Genomic DNA, 21072 nt, shown 5'->3' on the forward strand with positions numbered 1-21072 from the left:
GATGGCCCGCACCCCACGCCTCGCCGCGGGCCGGGCCCGCGCGCTCGGCCTGCCCACGAGGGGCACGACCAACCCGAACCGGCTGCGCCGGGTCGACCGGTGGCTGGCGCACGCCCACCGCGACCTGCTGGCCGCCGGCGACCCGCTGGTGGTCGACCTCGGCTACGGGTCGTCCCCCGTCACCACGGTCGAGCTGGCGACCCGCCTGCGCGCGCTCAACCCGGACGTGCGGGTGCTCGGCCTGGAGCTGGACGCCGACCGCGTGGCCGCGGGCAGGGCGGCGGCCGACCCGCCCCGGCTGGACTTCCGGCGCGGCGGGTTCGAGCTGGCGGGCGCCAGGCCGGTGCTGCTGCGCGCGTTCAACGTCCTGCGGCAGTACACCGAGGACCAGGCCGCCGAGGCGTGGGGCACCATGCTGTCCCGCCTGGCCCCCGGCGGCGTGCTGGTGGAGGGCACGTGCGACGAGGTCGGCCGCCGGTGCTGCTGGGTGTCGCTGACCGCCGACGGGCCGCGCACGCTCACGCTCTCCTGCCTGCCCGCCGATCTGGAGACCCCCGGCGAGCTGGCCGAACGCCTGCCCAAGGCGCTGATCCACCACAACGTGCCCGGCGAGCGGGTGCACGCGCTGCTGGCCGAGCTGGACGCGTGCTGGGCGACCGCCGCGCCCTACGCCCCGTACGGGCCGCGGGCCCGGTGGGTGGAGTCGGTGCGGCTGCTGGCCGCGCGCGGGTGGCCGGTGCTGGACGACCGCAGGCGGTGGCGGCTGGGCGAGATGACGGTGCCCTGGGACGTGGTGAGTCCCTAGGGTGTGACGGGTGGAACACGCGGACTTCGTCACCCAGCTGAAGACCCAGATCGCCGCCCTGCGCGCCGCCGCGGTGGCCGCCGGTCCCGACGCGCCCGTGCCGACCTGTCCCGGGTGGACGGTCAGGGACCTGGTGGACCACGTGGCGCTGGTGCACTCGTGGGTGCTCAAGGCCCTCGCCGCCCCGCCCGACGGCCCCGCCCCGGACGCCGAGGCGCGCCCGGAGGGGTGGGACGAGCTGCTGGCGTGGTGGGACACCCGGGCGGACGAGCTGGTGGGCGCGCTGGCCGGCACCACGTCCGACACCCCCGCGTGGACGATGTCGCCGGACCACCGCACCCACGGGTTCTGGGCCCGCAGGCAGGCGCACGAGATCGCGATCCACCGGCTCGACGCCGAGCACGCGGGGCTGGGCACCGAGGTGCCGTCGCTGCTGTTCGACGCGGTGTTCGCGGCCGACGGGGTCGACGAGTACCTGACCTGGGTCCTCCCCCGCCAGGCCGGCCGCCGGCCGATCGAGCGCGAGGGCAGGCTGGTGCTGCACGCCGCCGACGCCGGCCGCGCCTGGGAGGTCCGGCTCGCCCCGGGGCAGGTGCCCGAGGTCGGTCCGATCCAGGACGCGGCGACCGAACCGGACGCCACCCTGGCGGGCACCGCGGACGCGCTGTACCGGGCGGTGTGGGGCAGGCCGAGCGGCGCCGTCGCCTCCGGGGACAGGTCGTTGCCCGCCTCGCTGCCGCGACCGTAGATACTTCCGTCGTGCCACTGCCTGAGCGACGTTACGTGATCACCTTCGGCTGCCCCGACCGGACCGGCATCGTGGCCGGGATCTCCTCGTTCCTGGCCGAGCACGGGGGCTGGATCGTGGAGGCGGCCTACCACACCGACCAGGACACGAACTGGTTCTTCACCCGGCAGGAGGTGCGCGCGGACTCGCTGCGGTTCGACGTGGCGGAGCTGCGGGCGCGGTTCACCGGGGTGGCGCGCGAGCTGGGCGCGCACCCCGGGTCGTGGCGGGTCACCGACACCGCCGAGCGGCGGCGGGTGGTGATCCTGGTGTCGAAGGAGGGCCACTGCCTGTACGACCTGCTGGGCCGGGTGGCCTCGCGGGAGCTGGACGTGGACGTGGCGGCGGTGATCGGCAACCACGCCGACCTGGCGGGCATCACCCGGGCGCACGGCATCCCGTTCCACCACGTGCCGTTCCCGGTGAGCGACCCGGAGGGCAAGCAGGCGGCGTTCGCCCAGCTGCGGCAGCTGGTGGACGCGCACGACCCGCACGCGGTGGTGCTGGCGCGGTTCATGCAGGTCCTGCCCGTCGAGCTGTGCGCGGCCTGGTCCGGGCGGGCGCTGAACATCCACCACAGCTTCCTGCCGTCCTTCATCGGCGCCCGCCCCTACCACCAGGCGCACAACCGGGGCGTCAAGCTGGTCGGCGCGACCTGCCACTACGTCACCGCCGAGCTGGACGAGGGCCCGATCGTCGAGCAGGACGTGATCCGCGTGGACCACACCGACTCGATCCCCGACATGGTCCGCAAGGGCCGCGACATCGAGAAGGTCGTCCTGGCCCGCGGCCTCCGCTGGCACCTGGAGGACCGGGTCCTCCTCCACGGCAACCGCACAGTGATCTTCTAACCCGCGAGTCGTACCCCCAGACCCCGCGAGTCGTACGCCCAGACCCCCCGAGTTACACGTCCAGACCCCCCGAACTACACGTTCAGCCCGCGCGAGTCGAACACCCAGGACCACCGTGTCGAACGCTCAGGACGGGTGAGTTCCACGTTCGCGTCCCCGGCGCGAGCCCGGGACGTAGGCTGCGCCGGTGCGCACGGAGTTCACCACCCTCGACGAGGTCCGCGCGGCCGACGACCTCGGCAACGCCGTCGTCGTCGGGCTGGACCTGAGCGCCGAGGAACTGCGCGTGCCGGTGGACGGCGCGCTGTTCCTCGGCTGCACCCTCTCCCCCGTCGCCCAGCGCCGGGCGGCGGCGGCCGGCGCGCTCGTGTTCCCCGCCATCCCGGACCTGCCCTACGACGTCTACCGGTCGCGCCTCTACACGCCCGCCGAGCTGTTCGCCGGGTTCGACCCGGCCGACCCGGGGTCCTACGCCGACACGCCCGACGCCGTGATCTACCGGCACGCCCGCGCCCAGGGCCAGAACCCCGACCCGCTGCACGCCCTCGCCGAGCGCCTGCACGACCACGCCATCACCGACGCCCTGGGCGACGCCCTGACCTGCGCGCCGGTCGCGGTCATGGGCGGGCACGCGCTGGGCCGCGACACCCCCGGCTACCGGCGCGCGGTCCGGCTGGGCGCGGCCCTCGGCGAAGCCGGGTTCACCGTGCTCACCGGCGGCGGGCCGGGCGTGATGGAGGCCGTGCCGCTGGGCGTGCGCGTCGGCGAGGACGAGTCCGTGCTCAGGGACCTGGCCAGGGCGCCGAGGTTCGGCGACGACGCCGGGTCCATCGGCCGCTGGCTCGCCGCCTGCCCCGCCGACCTGCCGACGTCGGAGCGGCCGCGCACCATCGGCATCCCGACCTGGTTCTACGGCCACGAGCCGCCGAACCCGGCCTGCGAGCTGCACGCCAAGTACTTCGCCAACTCGGTCCGCGAGGACGGCCTGCTCACCATCGCCACCGGCGGCATCATCTACACGCCGGGCAGCGCGGGCACCGTGCAGGAGGTCTTCCAGGACTACTGCCAGAACCACTACGGCTCGGTCGGCCCGGCCGCGCCCATGGTGTTCCTGGGCCGGGACTTCTGGGTCGACGAGGTGCCCGCCGCGCCGCTGGTCCAACGGCTGGCCCGGGGCCGCGAGGCCGAGCGCTGGATCCTGGTCACCGACGACGTGGCCGAGGCCGTGGAGTTCATGCGGGCGTACGCGGGGTGAGCACCCGCTCGACCACCTCCGCCGCGTCCAGGCACGTGTCCTCGCGGTAGGCGCGGCCGATCAGCCGCACGCCGACCGGCACGCGCCGTGGTCGCGCCGGCCGACGGCCTCACCGCGCACGTGCTCATCGGGCACCTCACGCCGGAGCAGGCGCACGAGGTGCTCGACCGCTGCCTAACGGGCCAGGCCCTCGACCACCTCGGCGCCGGGCAGCTTCGCCAGCACCTCGCCGGGCACCAGCAGCTTGCTGCCCCGCACCCCGCTGCCGATGACCAGCTCCGGCGCGGCCGCCACCTCGGGCGACAGCAGCACCGGCCAGTCCGCGGGCAGCCCGACGGGTGTGATGCCGCCGTACTCCATGCCGGACAGCGACACCGCCTCGTCCATCGGCGCGAACGACGCCTTGCGCGCGTCCAGCCGCCGCCGCACCACCCCGTTCACGTCCGCCCGCGTGGTCGCCAGGACCACGCACGCCGCGTACCGGACGGTGTCGCCGCGCTTGCCCGCGACGACCACGCAGTTCGCCGACGCCGCCAGGGGCGAGCCGTAGTGCGCGCAGAACTCGGCGGTGTCGGCCAGCCCCGGGTCGATCTCGGCGACGGCGAGCCGCGAGCCGTCGGGCAGCGACCGCAGGGCCGCGGCCACCGGTTCGGCCACCAGGTCGAGCCGGTCGAGCACGGGTACGGGCGTCAGGCTGCCTGCGATGGTCCACACACCACACATCCTGCCAAACGCCGCTTGACCTTGACGCTGCGTCAACACCTACCGTCGACGGGGCAGGAGGGAGGACGGTCATGGCCTGGTCGATCGCGCAGGTGGCGCGGATGTCGAGGGTGACCTCGCGGACGTTGCGGCACTACGACGCGATCGGACTGCTGGAGCCGGCGAGGATCGGCGGCAACGGCTACCGGTACTACGAGCGCGAACAGCTGCTCAGGCTCCAGCAGATCCTGCTGCTGCGCGACCTGGGCCTCGGTCTCGACACCGTGGCCGAGGTCCTGGACGGGCGGCACACCGCGGTCGACGTGCTGCGCAACCACGCGCGGTGGCTGTCGACCGAGCAGGAGCGGCTGGCGAGGCTGGCCGAGACCGTCGCCAGGACGATCGAGGAACTGGAAGGGGGTTACCGCATGAGGATGGAAGAGCTGTTCGAGGGCTTCGACGCCGACCGCCAGGCCCGCTACGAGGCGGAACTGGTGGAGCGCTACGGCGAGGGCGCCCAGGAGCACATCGACGAGGGCAAGCGCCGGCTGCGGACCTGGACGAAGACCGACGCCGACGCGTTCATGGCGGAGTGGGGGGCGATCCGGGAGGCGTTCGCCGCCCTGTTCGACGCCGGGGTCGCGCCCGACGCGCCCGAGGTGCTGGAGGTGACCGACCGGCACCACACGTGGCTGTGCCGGAGCTGGACGCCGAACCGCGAGTCCTACACCGGGCTGGGCCGGCTCTACGTCGACTCGCCCGAGTTCAAGGCGCAGTTCGACGAGCACGCCGAGGGCTTCGCCGAGTACGTCCGCGACGCCATCGCGGCCTACGCGCAGGCCAGGCTGTAAGCACCCCCCAGAAGGGTGATCACCAGGGGGTGACCACGGGGAGCTGCAGATCCCCGTGGTCGGACCCGGGTCAGAGGCCGCGCAGCCCGAACGCCTTCAGGGCCTCCCGGTTGAACGCGGGCAGGTCGTCGGGGTTGCGGCTGGTGACCAGCGTCCACCCGTTCGCGGTGCAGACCCGCACCTCCTCGTCCGCCCAGTCACCGCCCGCGTTGCGGATGTCGGTGGCCAGGCTCGGGAACGAGGTCAGCGCCTTGCCGCGCACCACGCCCGCCTCCACCAGCAGCCACGGCCCGTGGCAGATCGAGGCGACCGGCTTGCCCGCGGCCACGTGCTGCTCGACGAACCGCACCGCGTCGCGGTCCATGCGCAGGAAGTCCGCGTTCGCGACCCCGCCGGGGATCACGACGCCGTCGTAGTCGTTGGGGTCGGCGTGCGCGTAGGGCACGTCCACGTCGAACTCGTCGGCGGGCGTCAGGTGGTGGAACCCGCGCACCGTCCCCAGCTTCGGCGCGAGCAGCCTGGGCACCGCGCCCGCCTTCTCCACGTGCTGCCAGGGATCGGTCAGCTCGACCTGCTCGATGCCCTCCGTGTCGACCAGGAACGCGATCCTCTTCTGTTCGGCCATGCGCTTCGGCTACCCGCGCAGGAAGTCGACCAACCACCCGCGCACGTCACCCCGGTGGGTCAACCACGAGGGCACCAGCTCCAGCCGGCCGTTCGGGAACGCGGCGGCGACCTGCTTGGCCACGTCCTCCGGGTGCAGCGGGTCCCGGGTCGCGCCGACCACCAGCACCGGGGCTGTGACCAGCGCCAACGCCGCCCGGTCGGGCACCGCGACCTGGCCGCGCAGGGCGTCGGGGGCGTCGCCCAGCCGGGCGAACGCGGCCCGCCGCTCGGCCTGGTAGTCGGGTGGCCCGCCCACGGCGGTGATCGCCTCCTCGCGGGTCAGCGCCGGCCGCGGCTCGTCCAGCACGGCGGGCAGCAGCAGGACCACGCGCTCGAACGCGTCGGGCTCGCGGGCCAGCAGCGCCAGCAGGGCGCCGGCCGTCAGGGACACCCCGACGGCGCGGGTCGCACCGGTGGCACGGGCGAGTTCCCGCAGGTCGGCGGCTATTCGCGGGTAGGTCCAGTAGCCCTCGGGCGCGTCCGGGGCGTCCCCGTGCGAGGGCAGCGTGACGACGACCCTCGTGCCCGGCAGCCCGGACGTGGGCAGGCGCGCCTCACCGGGCGTCGCGCCGAGGCCGTGACCGACGAGGGTCACGGGTTCGCCGGAGCCGAAGCTCCGGTGGGTCACCACCGGGGGCCGCGCTGCACCTCGATCAGCCGCGGGCGCACGTCCACGACGTAGACGGTCACCGCGACGAGCCCGGCGAGCCAGAACATGGCGCCCGCCGAGAACGGGCTGAACAGCAGCAGCGCGAACGCGCCGCCGCCGGTGATGCCCAGCCACGCGGGCTTGGTCATGCGATCCGCGGCCTGGTAGGCGTCGGCCCGCTGCGAGAGTGCGTGCGCGAACGCGAACACACCCATGCCCAGCGCGGCGTAGTAAGCCACGAACATGACCCAGTGGTCCAGGTACAAGGGGCTGAGTTGCGGGATCGGGAAAAACACAGCACCAGACTACGTGCGTCGCGCGCTCCCGGTACAGCCGAAACGGGGCGTCCCGGCGGAACGCCCCGTCACGGCGGGTTCACCCCTCGCTACCGGGGGTCCTGGTCGACGCCGGTGGCCGGCTTGCGGGCCGCGGTGCTGCCGCGGGTCGTGCCGGTCTTGCGGGTGGCGGTGCGGTCCGTCGCCTTGCGGGCGGTGGCGCGCACCTCGTGGGCGACCTCGCCACCCACCTCCACGACCGCCTCGGCCAGCTTCTCGGTGGCCTCCTCGACGTCGCCGGCGGCCTTCTCGCCGACCTCGCGGGTGCGGCGGGTCACCTTGCCGAGCACGTCGTCGGCCAGGTCGCGGGCGTCCGCGGCGGCGGTGCCGGTGCGCTTCTGCGCGGTGTCCACGGCCCCCTCCACCTGGTGGAGGGCCTTCTGGAGCTGCGGCTGGGTCTTCAGCTTCTCCAGCGCCTCCTCGCCGTGGACGGCGAGGAACTGGTACAGGTTCAGCGCCGACTGCGTGTAGGCGTCCACGACCTTGCGCAGCTCGGCCGGGTCGAACCTGTCCTTCAGACCGGTGAGGTCGGCCGACTCGGCGGTCTGCTTGGCCGCCTCGGCGCGCTCGCGGGCCTTGTTCAGCGCCTCGACGACGGCCTTGGCGGCCAGGTCGCCGGCGCCCAGGGCGGCGAGCAGCGGGGTCCGGGCCGCGGCGACGGCCTGCTCGCCCGCCTTGCGCAGCTCCTCGGTGGTGGGCAGGTTCGGCATGGCGATCTCACTCCTCGGGCTTGGTCGGGACGGCGGGCGCGGGCCGGTGGTCGGCCGCCGCGTTCTCCCGCCGGAAGGACTCGTAGACGTCGAGCAGCACCTGCTTCTGCCGCTCGGTCAGGTCGGGGGCCGTGACGATGGCGTCCGCCAGCGCACCGCCCTCGCGCTGCTCCAGGATCCCGGCCTCGACGTAGAGCGCCTCGGCCGAGATCCGCAGACCCTTCGCGATCTGCTGGAGGATCTCCGCGCTCGGCTTGCGCAGGCCCCGCTCGATCTGGCTCAGGTACGGGTTGGACACCCCGGCGAGCTTGGCCAGCTGCCGCAACGAGATCTTCGCGGTGCTGCGCTGCTGGCGGATGTACTCGCCGATGTCGCGGCCGAGGTCGGCCACCGCCTTGTCGATGGGCTTGTCCACTGCGCGGCACCTCCTCGATCCGGCTTCGACGCTACGCGCGGGTGCTAGCTGTTGCAAGCGGACTGCTAGCAATCCGGACGTGGGCTCGCCCACAGGGCTACGGTGGGGGGTGTGGACCTTGCGGCGGAGCTGCGCGACCGGATGGTCGACTCCCTCACGGCCTCCGGCGTGCTGCGCGACCCGCGCTGGGAGGCGGCGTTTCGCGAGGTCCCGAGGCACGTGTTCCTACCGGGCTTCTTCGTGCAGCGGCCGGACGGCGCCTGGTCGGCGGTGACCGCCGACCACCCGGACCACCTGGCGCTGGTCTACCGCAACCAGGTGTGCGTGACCCAGTTGAACGGCGACGACCGGGCCTGGGAGCAAGCACTCGCCGGTCGTCCCGCGGTCGGCGTCCCCACCAGCTCGTCGAGCATGCCGGCCATCATGGCGATCATGCTCCAGGCGCTGGACGTGGCCGAGGGCTCGCGGGTGCTGGAGATCGGGACCGGCACCGGCTACAACGCCGCCCTGCTCTCCCACGTGGCGGGGGCGGGCAACGTCACCTCGATCGACGTGGACCCGGGCGTGTTGGCGCGGGCCTCGGCCCACCTGTCCGCCGCCGGCCACCACCCCGAGTGCGTCCTGGGCGACGGCGAGCTGGGCCACCCGCCCGGGGCGCCCTACGACCGGGTCCTGGGCACCTGCGCGGTGTCCCGCATCCCCCCGGCGTGGCTCACCCAGACCGCGCCCGGCGGCCTGGTCGTGACCACGTTCAACCGGGCGATCGGCGCGGGCCTGGTCCGCCTGACCGTGCGCGACGGCGTGGCCACCGGGCCGGTGCTGGTCGAGGACGGGCGCTTCATGCCGCTGCGCGCGCACCACGCCGCGTGGGCCGACGAAGCACTGGACAACGCCCTGGACGCGGAGCCGACCAGTGCGCGCGGCACCCTCCTGGGCGCGGAGGTGGTGCTCGACCCGGCGCACGGGTTCGAGTTCTTCGCGGGGCTGGCGCTGCCCGGCGTGGTCGTGGCCGGCGACCCGCCGCGCCTGGCCCACCGGGACGGCTCCTGGGTCCGGCACCTGGGCTCCTCGATCGCCCAGGGCGGTCCGCGCCGCCTCTGGGACGACGTCGAGGCCGCCTACGCGCGGTGGCGCGAGCTGGGCAGACCCCGCCGGCGGCACTTCACCTTCACCGCCACGTCCGCGGACCAGCACTTCTCCCTGCCCCGCACCCCCCACACCTGGCGCCTCTGACCCCGCTTCAGTCGAACAGCTCCTCCAGGAAGCCGCGCCGGCGGCGGTGGCCGTGGTACGGGTCGTGGTAGCCGGGGTGGACGGGCGGTGGCGTTCCGGGTGGTGGCTGGTAGGCGGGCACCGGGCCGGACGGCGTGCCGGGAGGGGGCTGGTAGGCGGGCGGCGGCTGGTACGCGGGCGGCGGACCGGCGGGCTGGGGCATGACGGGCTGGTGCGGAGGGGGCTGGTGCGGAGGGGGCTGGTGCACGGCCGGCGGGTGCGCGGCGGGTGGGTCGACGGGCGGCGGGTCGGCCGGTGCCGGGGTGTCGTCGGGCTGCCGGTCGTCGAACGGCTGGTCGTGAGGCTGCCGTTCGTCGGCGGTCTCGTCCGCCGCGGCCGGCACGACCCGCGTCTCCTGCTCCCCGTCCTGCGCCGGGTCGGGCCCCGCGACCGGCTCCGGAGCACGCTCCACGACGGGGACCGGCACCCCCACCGGCCCCGGGACCGGCACCCCCACCGGCAACGCCGGCACCGGCCCGCCCACCGGCAGGTACGGCGGCGCGTAGTGGGCCCGCTCGGCGGCGATGATCTGTTCGAGCTCACCGCCGTCGAGGAAGACGCCGTGGCAGTTCTCGCACTGCTCGACGTGCACGGAGCCGCGGGTGATGGTCCGCATGAGGTCCTGGCATTTCGGACAGATCACATGTTCGAGGGTACGCACGACACAAAGGTGACCGCTCCAGCACCTTGAGTCACCCCCGGGCCGTCGGTGAGCCATGATTCCTTGGTGTCCAGATTCCACCAGCGGGCCGTCCTGACCGGGTGCGTGCTGGCCGCCGTCCTCGCGGTGGCCGGCCTGTTCGTCACCGACTACGGCATCGACCCCGACGTGTGGCTGATCGGCCTGGTCCTCGGCTTCCTGGCGCTGCTCGCCGCGCTCGACCCGTGGCTCCAGCGCAGGCGCGCCGCCGGTCTCGCCACCGATGACAACCTCGCCGCCGCCGCGAACGCCCTCACCCAGGCCCTCCACACCCAGTGGAACGAGGAGTGCCGCGCCCGCGGCCTGACCGACCACCTGCTCGACCTGCACTGGAGCGCGCTGGAGGGTGAACCCGGGCACAGCGACGGCGTCCTGGGCGCGTACCGGCGCAGCGGCGGGCGCATGGTGTTCCTGGGCGAGGCGGGCGCGGGCAAGAGCACCACGGCGATGCTGCTCACCACCGGCCTGCTCGACCGGCGCCCCGACGAGGCGGTGCCGTTCCTGCTCCCCCTGTCCACCTGGGACCCGGGCGCGGAGGACGTGCGCACCTGGATGACCCGCCGCCTCTACGAGGACCACCCGGCGCTGCGCAACACCGAGCTGTACGGCAGCTACGCGGCCGAGCTCCTGGTGGAGCAGCGGCGCGTGTTCCCGGTGCTCGACGGCCTCGACCAGATCCCCGCCGAGCGCCGGGCCGACGCGCTGGACCGCATCAACCGGGCGTTCCCGAGGACCCAGCCGCTGGTGCTCACCTGCCGCACCGACGAGTTCGCCGGGGCGCGGGTGCCCGGCGCGCACGTGGTCGAGCTCCAGCCGCTGGACCACGAGGAGATCGCGGGTTACCTGCGGGCGACCTCGGACCCCGTGACGGCGGCCCGCTGGGAGCCGATCTTCCTGCACCTGCGCGACGAGCCGGACGACCGCCTGGCGGAGGCGCTGTCCACGCCGCTCTCGGTGTGGCTGGCCAGTGTCGTCTACGCCTACGGCGAGCCGAGCGAGCTGCTCGACCGCGGCCGGTTCCCCGACCGCCGCGCGATCGAGGACCACCTGGTGGACGCGCTGGTCACGGGCTCGTTCGGCGACCGCGGGATAGCCCACCAGGCCCGGTTGAGCCAGGTGTGGCCGAGGGACCGGGCGCGGCGCTGGCTGGCGTTCCTGGCCGGTCAGATGTGCGACCGGGGCGTGCGCGAGCTGGCCTGGTGGGACCTGCGGCACTCGGTCCGCGGCTCGTGGCTGGCGCTGCTGGGCGCGCTGGTGCTGGGCCTGATCGGCGGGTTCGGCGTGGCCTGGCTGATGGCCTACGCGAGCACGCCGGAGTTCGCGCCGCTGACCGGTCTGGTCGCCGGGCTGGCCGTGGCGGCGGCCGCGCTGCACGCGTCCCGGCAGCGCGCGCCGAAGCAGAAGCTGGGCGTGTGGCGCAGCCTGCTGGTGGTCAGCGGCGTGCTCGGCACGGCGGCCGGCCTGGTGTTCGGCGCCCTGTACGGGCTGTCGGCGGGCCTGGTCGTGGGCCTGGGCATCGCGGTGGCGGTGGCGCTGCGGTTCGCGCTGGGCAGCAGCGCCGAGCTGTCCCACCCGTCGAGTCCGAAGTGGACCATGGCGCGGGACCGCGTGGCGGTGTGGACCGGGTCGCTGGTGCTGGCCGTGGTGTTCGGCGCGGCCGGCGGGCTGGTGTTCGGGCCGCACCAGAGCGGCATGGTGGGCCTCGGCCTGGCGTGCGGGCTGATGCTCGGCTTCACGCTGTCCGTGCTGCACCTGCGCTGGTGGTGGTTCACCGTGGCGCGGGTGTGGCTGGCGCTGCGCGGCAAGCTGCCGTGGGAGCTGACCGCGTTCCTGGAGGACGCCCGCAAGCTCGGCGTGCTGCGCCAGGCGGGCGCCGTCCACCAGTTCCGGCACGCGCTGGTGCAGGACCGGCTGGCGGGCGCCCGCGACCGGGTGAGGTCAGGCGCCTAGCCGGCGCAGCCTGGTGATCGCCTCGTCCAGCACCTCGTCGCGCTTGCAGAAGGCGAAGCGCACCAGGTGCCGCCACTCGTCGGGGTGGTCGGTGAACACCTGCACCGGCACGCCCGCGACGCCGATCCGCTCCGGCAGCTCGCGGCACAGCTGCTCGCCGTCGGTGAAGCCGAGCGGGCGGACGTCCGCGGTGATGAAGTAGGTGCCCTCGCTGGGCCGCACCGCGAACCCCGCGTCGGCGAGGCCGGCGGCCAGCCGCGACCGCTTGTCCTGCAACGACGCCCGCAGCCGCTCGACCCAGTCCAGCTCGTGGCGCAGCGCGTGCGCCACGGCGGGCTGGAACGGCGCGCCGCCCACGAAGGTCAGGAACTGCTTGGCCGCGCGCACCGCGCCGACCAGCTCGGGCGCGCCGCACGCCCAGCCGATCTTCCAGCCGGTGCAGTTGAACGACTTGCCGGCGCCGGAGACGGTCAGCGTGCGCTCGGCCATGCCGGGCAGCGTGGCCAGCGGCACGTGCTCCCGGTCGTCGAACACCAGGTGCTCGTACACCTCGTCGGTGATGGCCACCACGTCGTGCTCGACGCACAGCCGCGCGACGGCGGCCAACTCGTCGCGGGTGAAGACCGTGCCGGTGGGGTTGTGCGGCGAGTTGACCAGCACCGCCCTGGTCCGCGGCCCGAACGCCGCCGCCAGCGCGGCCACGTCCAGGCCGAGGCGTCCGGTGCCGGGCTCCTCGACCAGGCCGACGGTGCGCCGGGTCGCCCCGGCCAGCGCCACGGACGCCGCGTACGAGTCGTAGTAGGGCTCGATCAGCACGACCTCGTCACCGGGCTCGACCAGCGCCAGCAGCGCGGCGGCGACGGCCTCGGTGGCGCCGACCGTGACCAGGACCCCGGTGTCGGGGTCGTGGTGGGTGCCGTAGCGCGCCCGGTGCTCGGAGATCGCCTGCCGGAGTTCCGGCGTGCCCGGACCCGGCGGGTACTGGTTGAGGCCGCCGTCGATGGCGTCCTTGGCGACCCGGAGCATCCCGGCAGGTCCGTCGGTGTCGGGGAAGCCCTGACCGAGGTTCACCGCCCCGGTGCGGTTCGCCAACGCGGTCATCTCCGCGAAGATCGTCGAGGTGAACGGCCGCAACCGGGGGACTAGCGCTGGTACCCGCACGACTCCGAATCTTCACGGACAATGGCGGTGTGGAGCAACTGACCGCAGCTGACCAGCTCAAGCGCCGTGGCCTGCGCCGGATGAAGCTCGTGGCGACGGGCTTCTTCCTGGCCGCCACCGCCGTCTTCGTCATCGCGCTGCTGTTCGAGGAGGGCGGTCCGGCCTGGGTGGGGTACGTGCGCGCGGCCGCCGAGGCGGGCATGGTCGGCGCGCTGGCCGACTGGTTCGCGGTGACGGCGCTGTTCCGCCGGCCGCTGGGGCTGCCGATCCCGCACACCGCGATCATCCCGAGCCGCAAGGACACCTTCGGCGACGCGCTGGGGTCGTTCGTCGGGCAGAACTTCCTGTCCGAGGCGGTGGTGCGGGACAAGCTGCGGCGCGTCGGCGTGGGGCGGCGGCTGGGCGAGTGGCTGGTGCGGCCGGAGAACGCCGAGCGGGTGACGTCCGAGCTGGCCAACGTGGTGCGCGGCGCGGTGACCGTGCTGCGGGACGAGGACGTGCAGGCGATCGTCGAGCAGGCGGTGGTGCGGCGGCTGGTGGACCGGCCGTGGGGCCCGCCGCTGGGCAAGCTGCTCGGGCAGGTGCTGTCCGACGGGGCGCACCACAAGCTGGTGGACCTGGTGTGCGACCGGGCCTACGACTGGGTGCGGGACAACTACGACAAGGTCATGGGCGTGGTGTCGGACCGCGCGCCGACGTGGTCGCCGAAGTTCGTGGACTCGCTGCTCGGCGACAAGGTCTACAACGAGCTGCTGAACTTCGCCTGGGCGGTGAAGACCGACGTCAACCACCCGATGCGGCTGGCGGTGGACCAGTTCCTGATCGAGTTCGCCGACGACCTGTGCACCGATCCGACCACCATGCAGCGGGCCGAGCAGGTCAAGCAGCAGGTGGTGGAGCACCCGGACGTGCAGCGGCTGATCGGGTCGGCCTGGGGCACGGCGAAGAAGATGCTGCTGGACGCGGCGGAGGACCCGTCGTCGGAGCTGCGGCGGCGGGTGCGCGAGGGGCTGCTGTCGTTCGGCCGGCGGCTGGTGGAGGACGAGTCGATGCGCGCGAAGGTCGACGGGTGGCTGGAGGGCGCGGCGGCGTACGTGGTGACCCACTACCGCGACGAGATCACCACGCTGATCACCGACACGGTCGAGCGCTGGGACGCCGAGGAGACCTCGCGCAAGATCGAACTCCAGGTCGGGCGGGACCTCCAGTTCATCCGCATCAACGGCACGGTCGTGGGCGCCCTGGCCGGCCTGGTGATCTACACCGTCGGCCAGCTGGTCACCTGACCAGCGCGCCACCCCGCGAGTCGTACGCCCAACCCGCGCGAGTCGTACGCCCAGACCCCGCGTGTCGTACGTTCCGGCCCGGCGAGTCGTACGTCCAGACCCGTCGAGTTCGCGGTTCAGGTCACGCTCAGGGCGCGGCGCTCGCGCCAGTTGCGCGCCTTCTCCCGGTTCCCGCACGTCTGCATCGAGCACCAGGTGCGCGAGCGGTTGCGCGATCGGTCGAAGAACGCCCACCGGCAGTCGTCCGCCTGGCAGATCTTGAACCGCTCCCACGAGCCCAGGACCGCCAGCCGCGCCGCCGCGCCGAGCACCGCGCCCAGGGCGTCGGTGCCGGACATGGTCGGCACGCCGCGGCTGAGGTCGACCCGGACCAGGCCCGCGGCGGGGGTGGGATCGGGTCCGTCGTGCCGTTCACCCAGCGAGGCCCGCAGCGAGTCGCGGGCGGCGCGGACCTCCGCCGGGTCACCCGGCCGGCCTAGGCCGCGCTCGGTGACCCACGCGCGCCAGGCGGCGACGCTGTCCAGCACGTCCGTGCCGAGTTCGAGGTCCCTGGTGTTCAGGAAAGCGAGCAGCAGCTCCACATCGTGTTCCGCATCGCCGGCTCGACCCTGCGCGAGAGCCGCGTGGTCCCAGCCGGCCGCCAGACCAGTCACCCCTCCACTGTAGGCGTCGGATGGTCACGATGTGGCTAAGTAACCGTCAAGTGGTTTTCAGCGGTTAGCCCTTCTGCCCTTTCGGGTGGCATCCCCCGTTCCTCCGATCGGGTTATGAACACGGTGTATACCTCGTGTGTATAGTCGCTCTCATGTCGATCGGACACGCCCTGCTGGGCCTGCTGGAAAAGGGCCCCCGGCACGGGTACGACCTGAAGAGGGCCTACGACGAGCGCTTCGGCCACGACCGGCCGCTGCACTACGGGCAGGTCTACACGACGTTGTCGCGCCTGCTCCGCAACGGCCTGGTCGAGGAGGCCGGGGTCGAGGCGGGCGACGGCCCGGAGCGCAAGCGGTACGCCATCACCGACGCGGGCGTGACGGACGTGGAGCGCTGGCTGACGACCCCGGAGAGACCGGAGCCGTACCTCCAGAACACCCTGTACGCGAAGGTCGTGCTGGCCCTGCTGTCCGGCCGCAGCGCGGACGACGTGCTCGACGTCCAGCGCTCCGCGCACCTGGGGACGATGCGCGAGCTGACCAGGCGGAAGGCCGACGGCGACCTGGTCGACCAGCTGATCTGCGACCACGCCCTATTCCACCTCGAAGCCGACCTGCGCTGGCTGGAGCTCACCGCCGCGCGCCTCGGCCAGCTGAAGTCGGCGGTGACCCGGTGAACCCCCTGCTGGAAGCGGTCGACCTGCACAAGTCGTTCGGGCCGACCCCGGCGCTCGACGGCGCGGGCCTGCGGGTGCGCGCCGGCGAGGTCGTCGCCGTCATGGGCCCGTCGGGCTCGGGCAAGTCGACCCTGCTGCACTGCCTGGCCGGCATCCTCCAGCCCGACTCGGGCACGGTGCGCTACCGCGACGTGGAGCTGAGCGCGCTGGGTGACGGACCGCGCAGCGAGCTGCGGCGCACCGACTTCGGGTTCGTGTTCCAGTTCGGCCAGCTGGTGCCGGAGCTGAGCTGCCTGGAGAACGTGGCGCTGCCGCTGCGCCTGGGCTCGGTGAAGCGGCGCGAGGCCGAGGCGCGCGCCCGCGAGTGGCTGGAGCGGCTGGAGGTGGCCGACGTGGCGGACAAGCGCCCCGGCGAGACCTCCGGCGGCCAGGGCCAGCGCGTCGCGGTGGCGCGGGCGCTGGTGACGGGCCCGAGGGTGGTGTTCGCCGACGAGCCGACGGGCGCGCTCGACTCGCTCAACGGCGAGCGGGTGATGCAGCTGCTGGTCACCGCCGCCAAGGAGACCAACGCGGCCGTGGTGCTGGTGACGCACGAGGCGCGCGTGGCGGCGTACTCCGACCGCGAGGTCGTGGTGCGCGACGGCCGGTCCCGCGAGATGGAGCCGGTCCGGTGATGAGGTGGCTCTCCGACCTGGCCCTCGGCGTCCGGCTCGCCCTCGGCGGCGGGCGCACGTCATGGGTCCGGCTCGCGCTGACCGGCGCGGGCATCGGCATCGGCGTCGCCGTGCTGCTGGCGGCGTCGTCGGTGACGACCGTGCTGTCCGAGCGCGACGCCCGCTCGTCCGCGACCCAGGAGGTCACCGCCGAGTCGCCGCCGAGCGGTCAGGACGTGCTGTACCAGGCGTACTGGAACACGGAGTACCGCGGCGACTCGATCGACGGCCGGTTCGTGCGGGCCTCGGGTCCGGGCGCGCCGGTGCCGCCGGGCACGTCGCGGGTGCCGGGCGACGGCGAGGTCTTCCTGTCACCCGCCCTGGCGGAGCTGCTGGCCTCCCCGGAGGGCGAGCTGCTGCGCGAGCGGTTCCCGCAGGAGGTGGTCGGCACGATCGGCCGGTCCGGCCTGAACGCGCCGCACGACCTGCGGTTCTACGCGGGTGACGCGACGGTGTCCGAGGAGGACGGCACCGCGGTCGTCTCGTTCGGGGGCCAACTGCGGGAACGCTCGCTGGACCCGATCCTGTCGCTGCTGATCGTGGTCGGCGTGGTGGCGCTGCTGTTCCCGGTGCTGGTGTTCGTGGGCATCAGCACGCGGCTCGCGGGTTCCGAGCGGGACCGCAGGCTGGCGGCGCTGCGGCTGGTCGGCGCGGGCGCGCAGCGCGTGCGGCGGATCGCGGCCGGCGAGTCGCTGCTCGGCGCGTTCGTCGGGTTGGCCGTGGGCGTGGCGCTGTTCCTGGTGGCCCGCCAGTTCGTGGAGCGGGTCCGGTTGATGGGCCTCAGCGTGTTCGTCGAGGACCTGACCCCGTGGCCGCCGTCGGCGGTGCTGATCGGCGTGCTGGTGCCGGTGCTGGCCGTGGTGACCTCGATCGTGGCCATGCGCCGCACGGTGATCGAGCCGCTGGGCGTGGTGCGCCGCACGAAGCCGGTGCAGCGGGTGCTGTGGTGGCGGGTGCTGCCGATCATCATCGGCTCCGGCGCCCTGCTCACCCAGACCGGCACGATGGGCGGGGCGGACGGCCGGGCGTCCGAGCCGATCCTGATCGGCGGCATCATGATGCTGCTGCTGTCCATCCCGCTGCTGCTGCCGTGGGTGGTCGAACGAGCGGTCGGTCGCCTGTGCGGCGGCGCGCCGTCGTGGCAGCTGGCCATCCGCAGGCTCCAGCTGGAGAGCGGCACGGCCGCCCGCGTGGTCGGGGGCGTGGCCGTGGTGCTGGCCGGCGGCATCGCCCTCCAGTCGATGCTGGCGAGCGCGGAGACCCTGGTCGTCGACCGCCGGCAGCCGGAGGCCGACCTGAGCCGGGTCCAGGTCAACCTGCGCGACGCCACGCCGGAGGTGACCGCCGAGACCGTGGCGCTGCTGGGGCGGTCGGTGGGCGTGGAGCGGGTCCACCCGCTCCAGGGCCTGGCGTTCGTCCGCGGCGAGGACGAGTACGGCTCGATGAACATCGGCACGTGCGAGGTGCTGCGCGCCTACGTCGCGCTGCCGTCCTGCCAGGAGGGTGACGCGTTCTTCGTGGTCCCCGAGGAGGAGCCGAACTCGGGCTTCGACACGCCGCTGGAGCCGGGCCAGCGGGTGACCGTGGTGCTCGACCAGGAGCAGGTGCCGTCCGGTCCCCGGTGGACGATCCCGGAGTTCACCGAGGTCGAGCAGGGCGCCGAGAGCGGGGGCCGCCACTACGGCCTGATGGTGACGCCGTCGCTGGCGGAGGGGCTGCCGCTGGAGTCCGCGTACGCAAGCGTGCTGGTGCGGGTCGACCCGGCGCAGCCGGACATCGCCGAGCACGTCCGCAACGCCCTGGCGCCGATGACCTGGCAGGTCCACACGTCGTACTTCGGCGACACCGGCGTTTCGCAGCGGGTGGAGGAGTTCCAGAGCATCCGGAGCGCCCTGCTGGCGGGCTCGCTGATCACCCTGCTGCTGGCCGGTGCGAGCCTGCTGGTGCTGGCCCTGGAGCAGGTGCGGGAACGCCGGCGGCCCCTGGCGGTGCTGGCCGCCAGCGGTGTGCCCCGGGGTGCCCTGGGGCGGTCGCTGCTGTGGCAGAACGCCGTGCCGCTCCTGCTCGCCCTGGTGGTGGGCATCGCGGTGGGCGGCACCCTGGCCGCCCTGCTGCTCAAGATCATCACGCAACCGATCGTGCTGGACTGGGCGGGCATCGGCGTGCTCAGCGGCACGGCGGCCCTGATGGTCGTGGTGGTCACGCTGCTGTCCCTGCCGTCGTTGCGCCGGGCGACCGGTGCCCTGGGCCTGCGATCGGAGTGACGCACGACACCACCGGCGCCGCCGTCCCACGACTTTCTCGCGACGGCGGCGCCTCCCCAGGCCACGCGACCCGGCTCCGCGGCGTCTTAAAGGACGTGATCTCTTTCCTCGACGACATCGTGGGAGCCGGCGGCCGGAGCGCGCGGGGTGCGCTCCGATGAGGTGGGTCGCCGATCTGGTCCTGGGCGTCCGGCTGGCTGTCGGGGGCAGCCGGACGTCGTGGGCCAGGTTGGCGCTCACCGCCACCGGGGTCGGGCTGGGCGTGACCGTGCTCCTCCTGGCCGCCTCGATCGGACCGGCCCGCGAGGCCAAGTCCGAGCGGGTGCGGGCCGCGGCGGTCACCTCGGCCGAGGACCGGGCGGCCACGCTGAAGGTCCGCCGGGTCACCGTCCCGTGGCAGGGGCGCGTGATCAGCGGGGTGGAGCTGGCCGCCACCGCTCCCGACGCGCCCGCCCCGCCGGGGGTCGGCCGCGTCCCCGGTCCGGGCGAGTTGGTCGTCTCGCCGGAGCTGTTCGAGCTGATGCGCACCGACGACACCGTCCGCGCCCGCTTCCCGGAGAGCGTGATCGGCGTGATCGCCGACGCGGGCCTGCCCAGGCCGAAGTCGCTGCTCTTCTACGCCGGGCTGCCACCGGCGCACGTCGAGGCCGCCGACGGTGCCACCGGGTTCGGCAGCGACCTGCCGGGCACGACGCTGCTGCCCGCCTACCGCCTGCTGATGGTCGCCGCGATCAGCGCCCTGCTGGTGCCGCTCGGCATCTTCGTCGTGGTCGCCACCCGCCTCGGCGCCACCGGCCGCGCCCGGCGCCTGGCCGCGATCCGCCTGGTCGGCGCGTCCCGCCGGCAGCTGCGGTGGATCGCCGGCGGCGAGACGCTGACCGGGGCGGTGCTGGGCCTGTTCGTCGGCGTGGCGCTGTTCTTCGCCGCCCGGCCGCTGGCCCGGTTCATCGAGGTCGAGGGCGTCGGCTTCTTCCCCACCGACCTGCTGCCCGACCCGCTGCTGGGCGCGCTGATCGCGCTGGGCGTGCCGGTGGTCGCGGTGGTGTCGGCCCTGCTCGCCCTGCGGGCCGAGGAACCGGGGCCGCTGGGTCTGGTCCCCGCGGTCGAGGTGCCCGCCCGGCGGGCGTGGTGGCGGTTCGCGCTGGTCGGCGCCGGGGCCGTGGTGCTCGTGGTGATCTCCGCGGTCGGCGGGTTCTGGGAGGTCATGACCGACTCACGGCTGGCCGTCGGCATGGGCCTGGGCATCGCGCTGGTCCTCGCGGGCACCGGCGCGGTGTTGCCGTGGCTGGTCGGGAAGGTCGCCCACCACGTGCAACCGGACGGCGTCGCGCCCATGCTCGCCCTGCGCGCGCTGCGGTTCGACGCCGGCACGGCCCGCGTCCTGTCCGGTGTCGTGGTGGTGCTGACCGGGTCGCTGACGCTCCAGGTGCTGCTCGGCGTGGCCGCGCAGATCACCGCCGCCCCGCCCGTGGACGACCCCGACCGCTGGGTGCTCGACCTGTCCGGGCACACGCCGGTCCGCTCGCTGGAGGAGGCGATCTCCCTGGTGGGCGGGGTGGAGCGGGTCGACGAGGTCCGCCGGTACCACCCGCGCGAGGTGCCGGGCACCTCCCTGGTCAGCGCGGACTGCGCCGAGCTGGCCGAGCGCCTGCGGGTGGAGGACTGCGCGCCGGGCTCGGCCTACCTGGTCGGCGGCCGGGGTCCCGCGCCGGGCACCGCGCTGACCGTCGAGGGCAGGCGGTGGGTGGTCCCGCAGCACCGGCGGGTCGAGGTCGACGACGTCCGGTGGGGCCTGTACGTCGCGGGGGGCGCGGACCCCGTGCTGGCGGCGGTCCCCCCGGCCGAGCTGGTGGTGCACGGCGCGCCGGACGAGTCGTTCGGCGACCGGCTGCTGGCCGCCACCGGGCGGGTCGACCGGGCCGTCACGCTGCGCGCGCCGTTCGAGGCGGGCCAGGTCGAGCTGTTCACGTCGCTGCGCGGCGGCGTGATCGGCGGTTCGGTGCTGCTGACCCTGCTGGCCGTGGTCGGGCTCGTGGCGGCGGCCGTCGACCAGGTGCTGGAGCGCGCCCGACCGACGGCCGTGCTGGCGGCGAACGGCGTGCCGCACCGGGTGCTCGCGGTGTCCGCGCTGTGGCAGTCGGCCGTGCCCACGGCGCTCGGCACCGGCCTGGCCGTGCCCATCGGCGTCGGCACGGCGTGGCTGGTGGTGCCGACCTCGTCGTTCCGCGTCGAGTGGACCGAGATCGCCGCCCCGGTGGCCTCGGCGGCGGTCGTCGTGCTCGCGATGTCGGCGTGCACGCTGCCCGCGCTGCGCTCGGCGATCCACCCGACCGCCCTGAGAACCGAGTAGCGACGCACCGGAACGATCTT

21 protein-coding genes are annotated in these 21072 nt (G+C 74.1%); 12 read left to right on the forward strand and 9 right to left on the reverse strand.

The genetic code is table 11. The features are described from left to right. Position 1: 1 nt before the first annotated feature. From ACFP3R_RS08885 to ACFP3R_RS08900, 4 genes are all read left to right on the forward strand, one after another. The gene (locus ACFP3R_RS08885) at positions 2-805 is read left to right on the forward strand and encodes a class I SAM-dependent methyltransferase (RefSeq protein ID WP_380634533.1); all 804 of its coding nucleotides are present in this window, start codon (positions 2-4) and stop codon (positions 803-805) included. Positions 806-815: 10 nt separating this feature from the next. Then, entirely contained in the window at positions 816-1553 is a 738-nt protein-coding gene (locus ACFP3R_RS08890; RefSeq protein WP_380634534.1) for a maleylpyruvate isomerase family mycothiol-dependent enzyme, read from the forward strand. 11 nt (positions 1554-1564) lie between these two features. After that, entirely contained in the window at positions 1565-2443 is an 879-nt protein-coding gene (purU, locus tag ACFP3R_RS08895; protein WP_380634535.1) for a formyltetrahydrofolate deformylase, read from the forward strand. A 187-nt stretch (positions 2444-2630) separates the two neighbouring features. Beyond that, complete coding sequence (locus ACFP3R_RS08900; protein ID WP_380634536.1) at positions 2631-3698, forward strand: LOG family protein; 1068 nt, start codon at positions 2631-2633, stop codon at positions 3696-3698. Between the two features lie 174 nt (positions 3699-3872). On the opposite strand, the gene ACFP3R_RS08905 is transcribed toward ACFP3R_RS08900, so the two are convergent. Continuing rightward, on the reverse strand, positions 3873-4421 hold the full coding sequence (locus ACFP3R_RS08905; protein WP_380634538.1) for a YbaK/EbsC family protein: 549 nt from the start codon (positions 4419-4421) through the stop codon (positions 3873-3875). A 71-nt stretch (positions 4422-4492) separates the two neighbouring features. Between ACFP3R_RS08905 and ACFP3R_RS08910 the strand changes: the two genes are divergently transcribed. Further along, complete coding sequence (locus ACFP3R_RS08910; protein WP_380634539.1) at positions 4493-5251, forward strand: MerR family transcriptional regulator; 759 nt, start codon at positions 4493-4495, stop codon at positions 5249-5251. 70 nt (positions 5252-5321) lie between these two features. On the opposite strand, the gene ACFP3R_RS08915 is transcribed toward ACFP3R_RS08910, so the two are convergent. The 5 genes from ACFP3R_RS08915 to ACFP3R_RS08935 form a co-directional block, all read right to left on the reverse strand. Continuing rightward, complete coding sequence (locus ACFP3R_RS08915) at positions 5322-5876, reverse strand: type 1 glutamine amidotransferase domain-containing protein (protein WP_380634541.1); 555 nt, start codon at positions 5874-5876, stop codon at positions 5322-5324. A gap of 9 nt (positions 5877-5885) precedes the next feature. Then, complete coding sequence (locus ACFP3R_RS08920) at positions 5886-6548, reverse strand: alpha/beta fold hydrolase (RefSeq protein ID WP_380634543.1); 663 nt, start codon at positions 6546-6548, stop codon at positions 5886-5888. Beyond that, complete coding sequence (locus ACFP3R_RS08925; protein WP_380634660.1) at positions 6542-6832, reverse strand: DUF2516 family protein; 291 nt, start codon at positions 6830-6832, stop codon at positions 6542-6544. The genes ACFP3R_RS08920 and ACFP3R_RS08925 overlap by 7 nt, the downstream gene beginning before the upstream one ends. A 119-nt stretch (positions 6833-6951) precedes the next feature. After that, a complete protein-coding gene (locus ACFP3R_RS08930) occupies positions 6952-7611 on the reverse strand; it encodes a hypothetical protein (RefSeq protein ID WP_380634544.1) in 660 nt (219 codons plus the stop codon). Positions 7612-7618: 7 nt separating this feature from the next. Then, on the reverse strand, positions 7619-8026 hold the full coding sequence (locus ACFP3R_RS08935) for a helix-turn-helix domain-containing protein (RefSeq protein WP_380634546.1): 408 nt from the start codon (positions 8024-8026) through the stop codon (positions 7619-7621). 111 nt (positions 8027-8137) lie between these two features. On the opposite strand from ACFP3R_RS08935, the gene ACFP3R_RS08940 reads away from it, so the two are divergent. Next, positions 8138-9259, forward strand: coding sequence for a methyltransferase domain-containing protein (locus tag ACFP3R_RS08940; RefSeq protein WP_380634547.1), 1122 nt, complete (start codon positions 8138-8140; stop codon positions 9257-9259). A gap of 7 nt (positions 9260-9266) precedes the next feature. Here the strand turns inward: ACFP3R_RS08940 and ACFP3R_RS08945 are convergent, their stop codons facing one another. Further along, on the reverse strand, positions 9267-10016 hold the full coding sequence (locus tag ACFP3R_RS08945; RefSeq protein ID WP_380634548.1) for a TFIIB-type zinc ribbon-containing protein: 750 nt from the start codon (positions 10014-10016) through the stop codon (positions 9267-9269). 9 nt (positions 10017-10025) lie between these two features. On the opposite strand from ACFP3R_RS08945, the gene ACFP3R_RS08950 reads away from it, so the two are divergent. Next, positions 10026-11948: an NACHT domain-containing protein gene (locus ACFP3R_RS08950; protein ID WP_380634550.1), complete on the forward strand. Its 1923-nt coding sequence runs from the start codon at positions 10026-10028 to the stop codon at positions 11946-11948. Here the strand turns inward: ACFP3R_RS08950 and ACFP3R_RS08955 are convergent. Further along, positions 11937-13109 carry a pyridoxal phosphate-dependent aminotransferase gene (locus tag ACFP3R_RS08955; RefSeq protein ID WP_380634551.1) on the reverse strand — a complete coding sequence of 391 codons (1173 nt, stop codon included), beginning with the start codon at positions 13107-13109 and terminating at the stop codon, positions 11937-11939. The two genes, ACFP3R_RS08950 and ACFP3R_RS08955, sit on opposite strands and share 12 nt — an antisense overlap. A gap of 80 nt (positions 13110-13189) precedes the next feature. Here ACFP3R_RS08955 and ACFP3R_RS08960 point away from each other — a divergent pair, with 80 nt between their 5' ends. Next, positions 13190-14395, forward strand: a complete 1206-nt coding sequence (locus ACFP3R_RS08960) for a DUF445 domain-containing protein (protein WP_380634662.1) — start codon at positions 13190-13192, stop codon at positions 14393-14395. 116 nt (positions 14396-14511) lie between these two features. On the opposite strand, the gene ACFP3R_RS08965 is transcribed toward ACFP3R_RS08960, so the two are convergent. Further along, on the reverse strand, positions 14512-15048 hold the full coding sequence (locus ACFP3R_RS08965; RefSeq protein ID WP_380634553.1) for a CGNR zinc finger domain-containing protein: 537 nt from the start codon (positions 15046-15048) through the stop codon (positions 14512-14514). Positions 15049-15200: 152 nt separating this feature from the next. Here ACFP3R_RS08965 and ACFP3R_RS08970 point away from each other — a divergent pair, with 152 nt between their 5' ends. From ACFP3R_RS08970 to ACFP3R_RS08985, 4 genes are all read left to right on the forward strand, one after another. Continuing rightward, positions 15201-15725, forward strand: coding sequence for a PadR family transcriptional regulator (locus tag ACFP3R_RS08970; RefSeq protein ID WP_380634555.1), 525 nt, complete (start codon positions 15201-15203; stop codon positions 15723-15725). Further along, on the forward strand, positions 15722-16399 hold the full coding sequence (locus tag ACFP3R_RS08975; RefSeq protein WP_380634556.1) for an ABC transporter ATP-binding protein: 678 nt from the start codon (positions 15722-15724) through the stop codon (positions 16397-16399). The genes ACFP3R_RS08970 and ACFP3R_RS08975 overlap by 4 nt, the downstream gene beginning before the upstream one ends. Next, on the forward strand, positions 16399-18702 hold the full coding sequence (locus ACFP3R_RS08980; protein WP_380634558.1) for an FtsX-like permease family protein: 2304 nt from the start codon (positions 16399-16401) through the stop codon (positions 18700-18702). The genes ACFP3R_RS08975 and ACFP3R_RS08980 overlap by 1 nt, the downstream gene beginning before the upstream one ends. Before the next feature lie 157 nt (positions 18703-18859). Beyond that, a complete protein-coding gene (locus ACFP3R_RS08985) occupies positions 18860-21052 on the forward strand; it encodes an FtsX-like permease family protein (protein ID WP_380634560.1) in 2193 nt (730 codons plus the stop codon). Positions 21053-21072: the final 20 nt, after the last annotated feature.

It is taken from the genome of Saccharothrix lopnurensis (genome assembly GCF_042658445.1).
GTDB lineage: Bacteria > Actinomycetota > Actinomycetes > Mycobacteriales > Pseudonocardiaceae > Actinosynnema > Actinosynnema lopnurensis.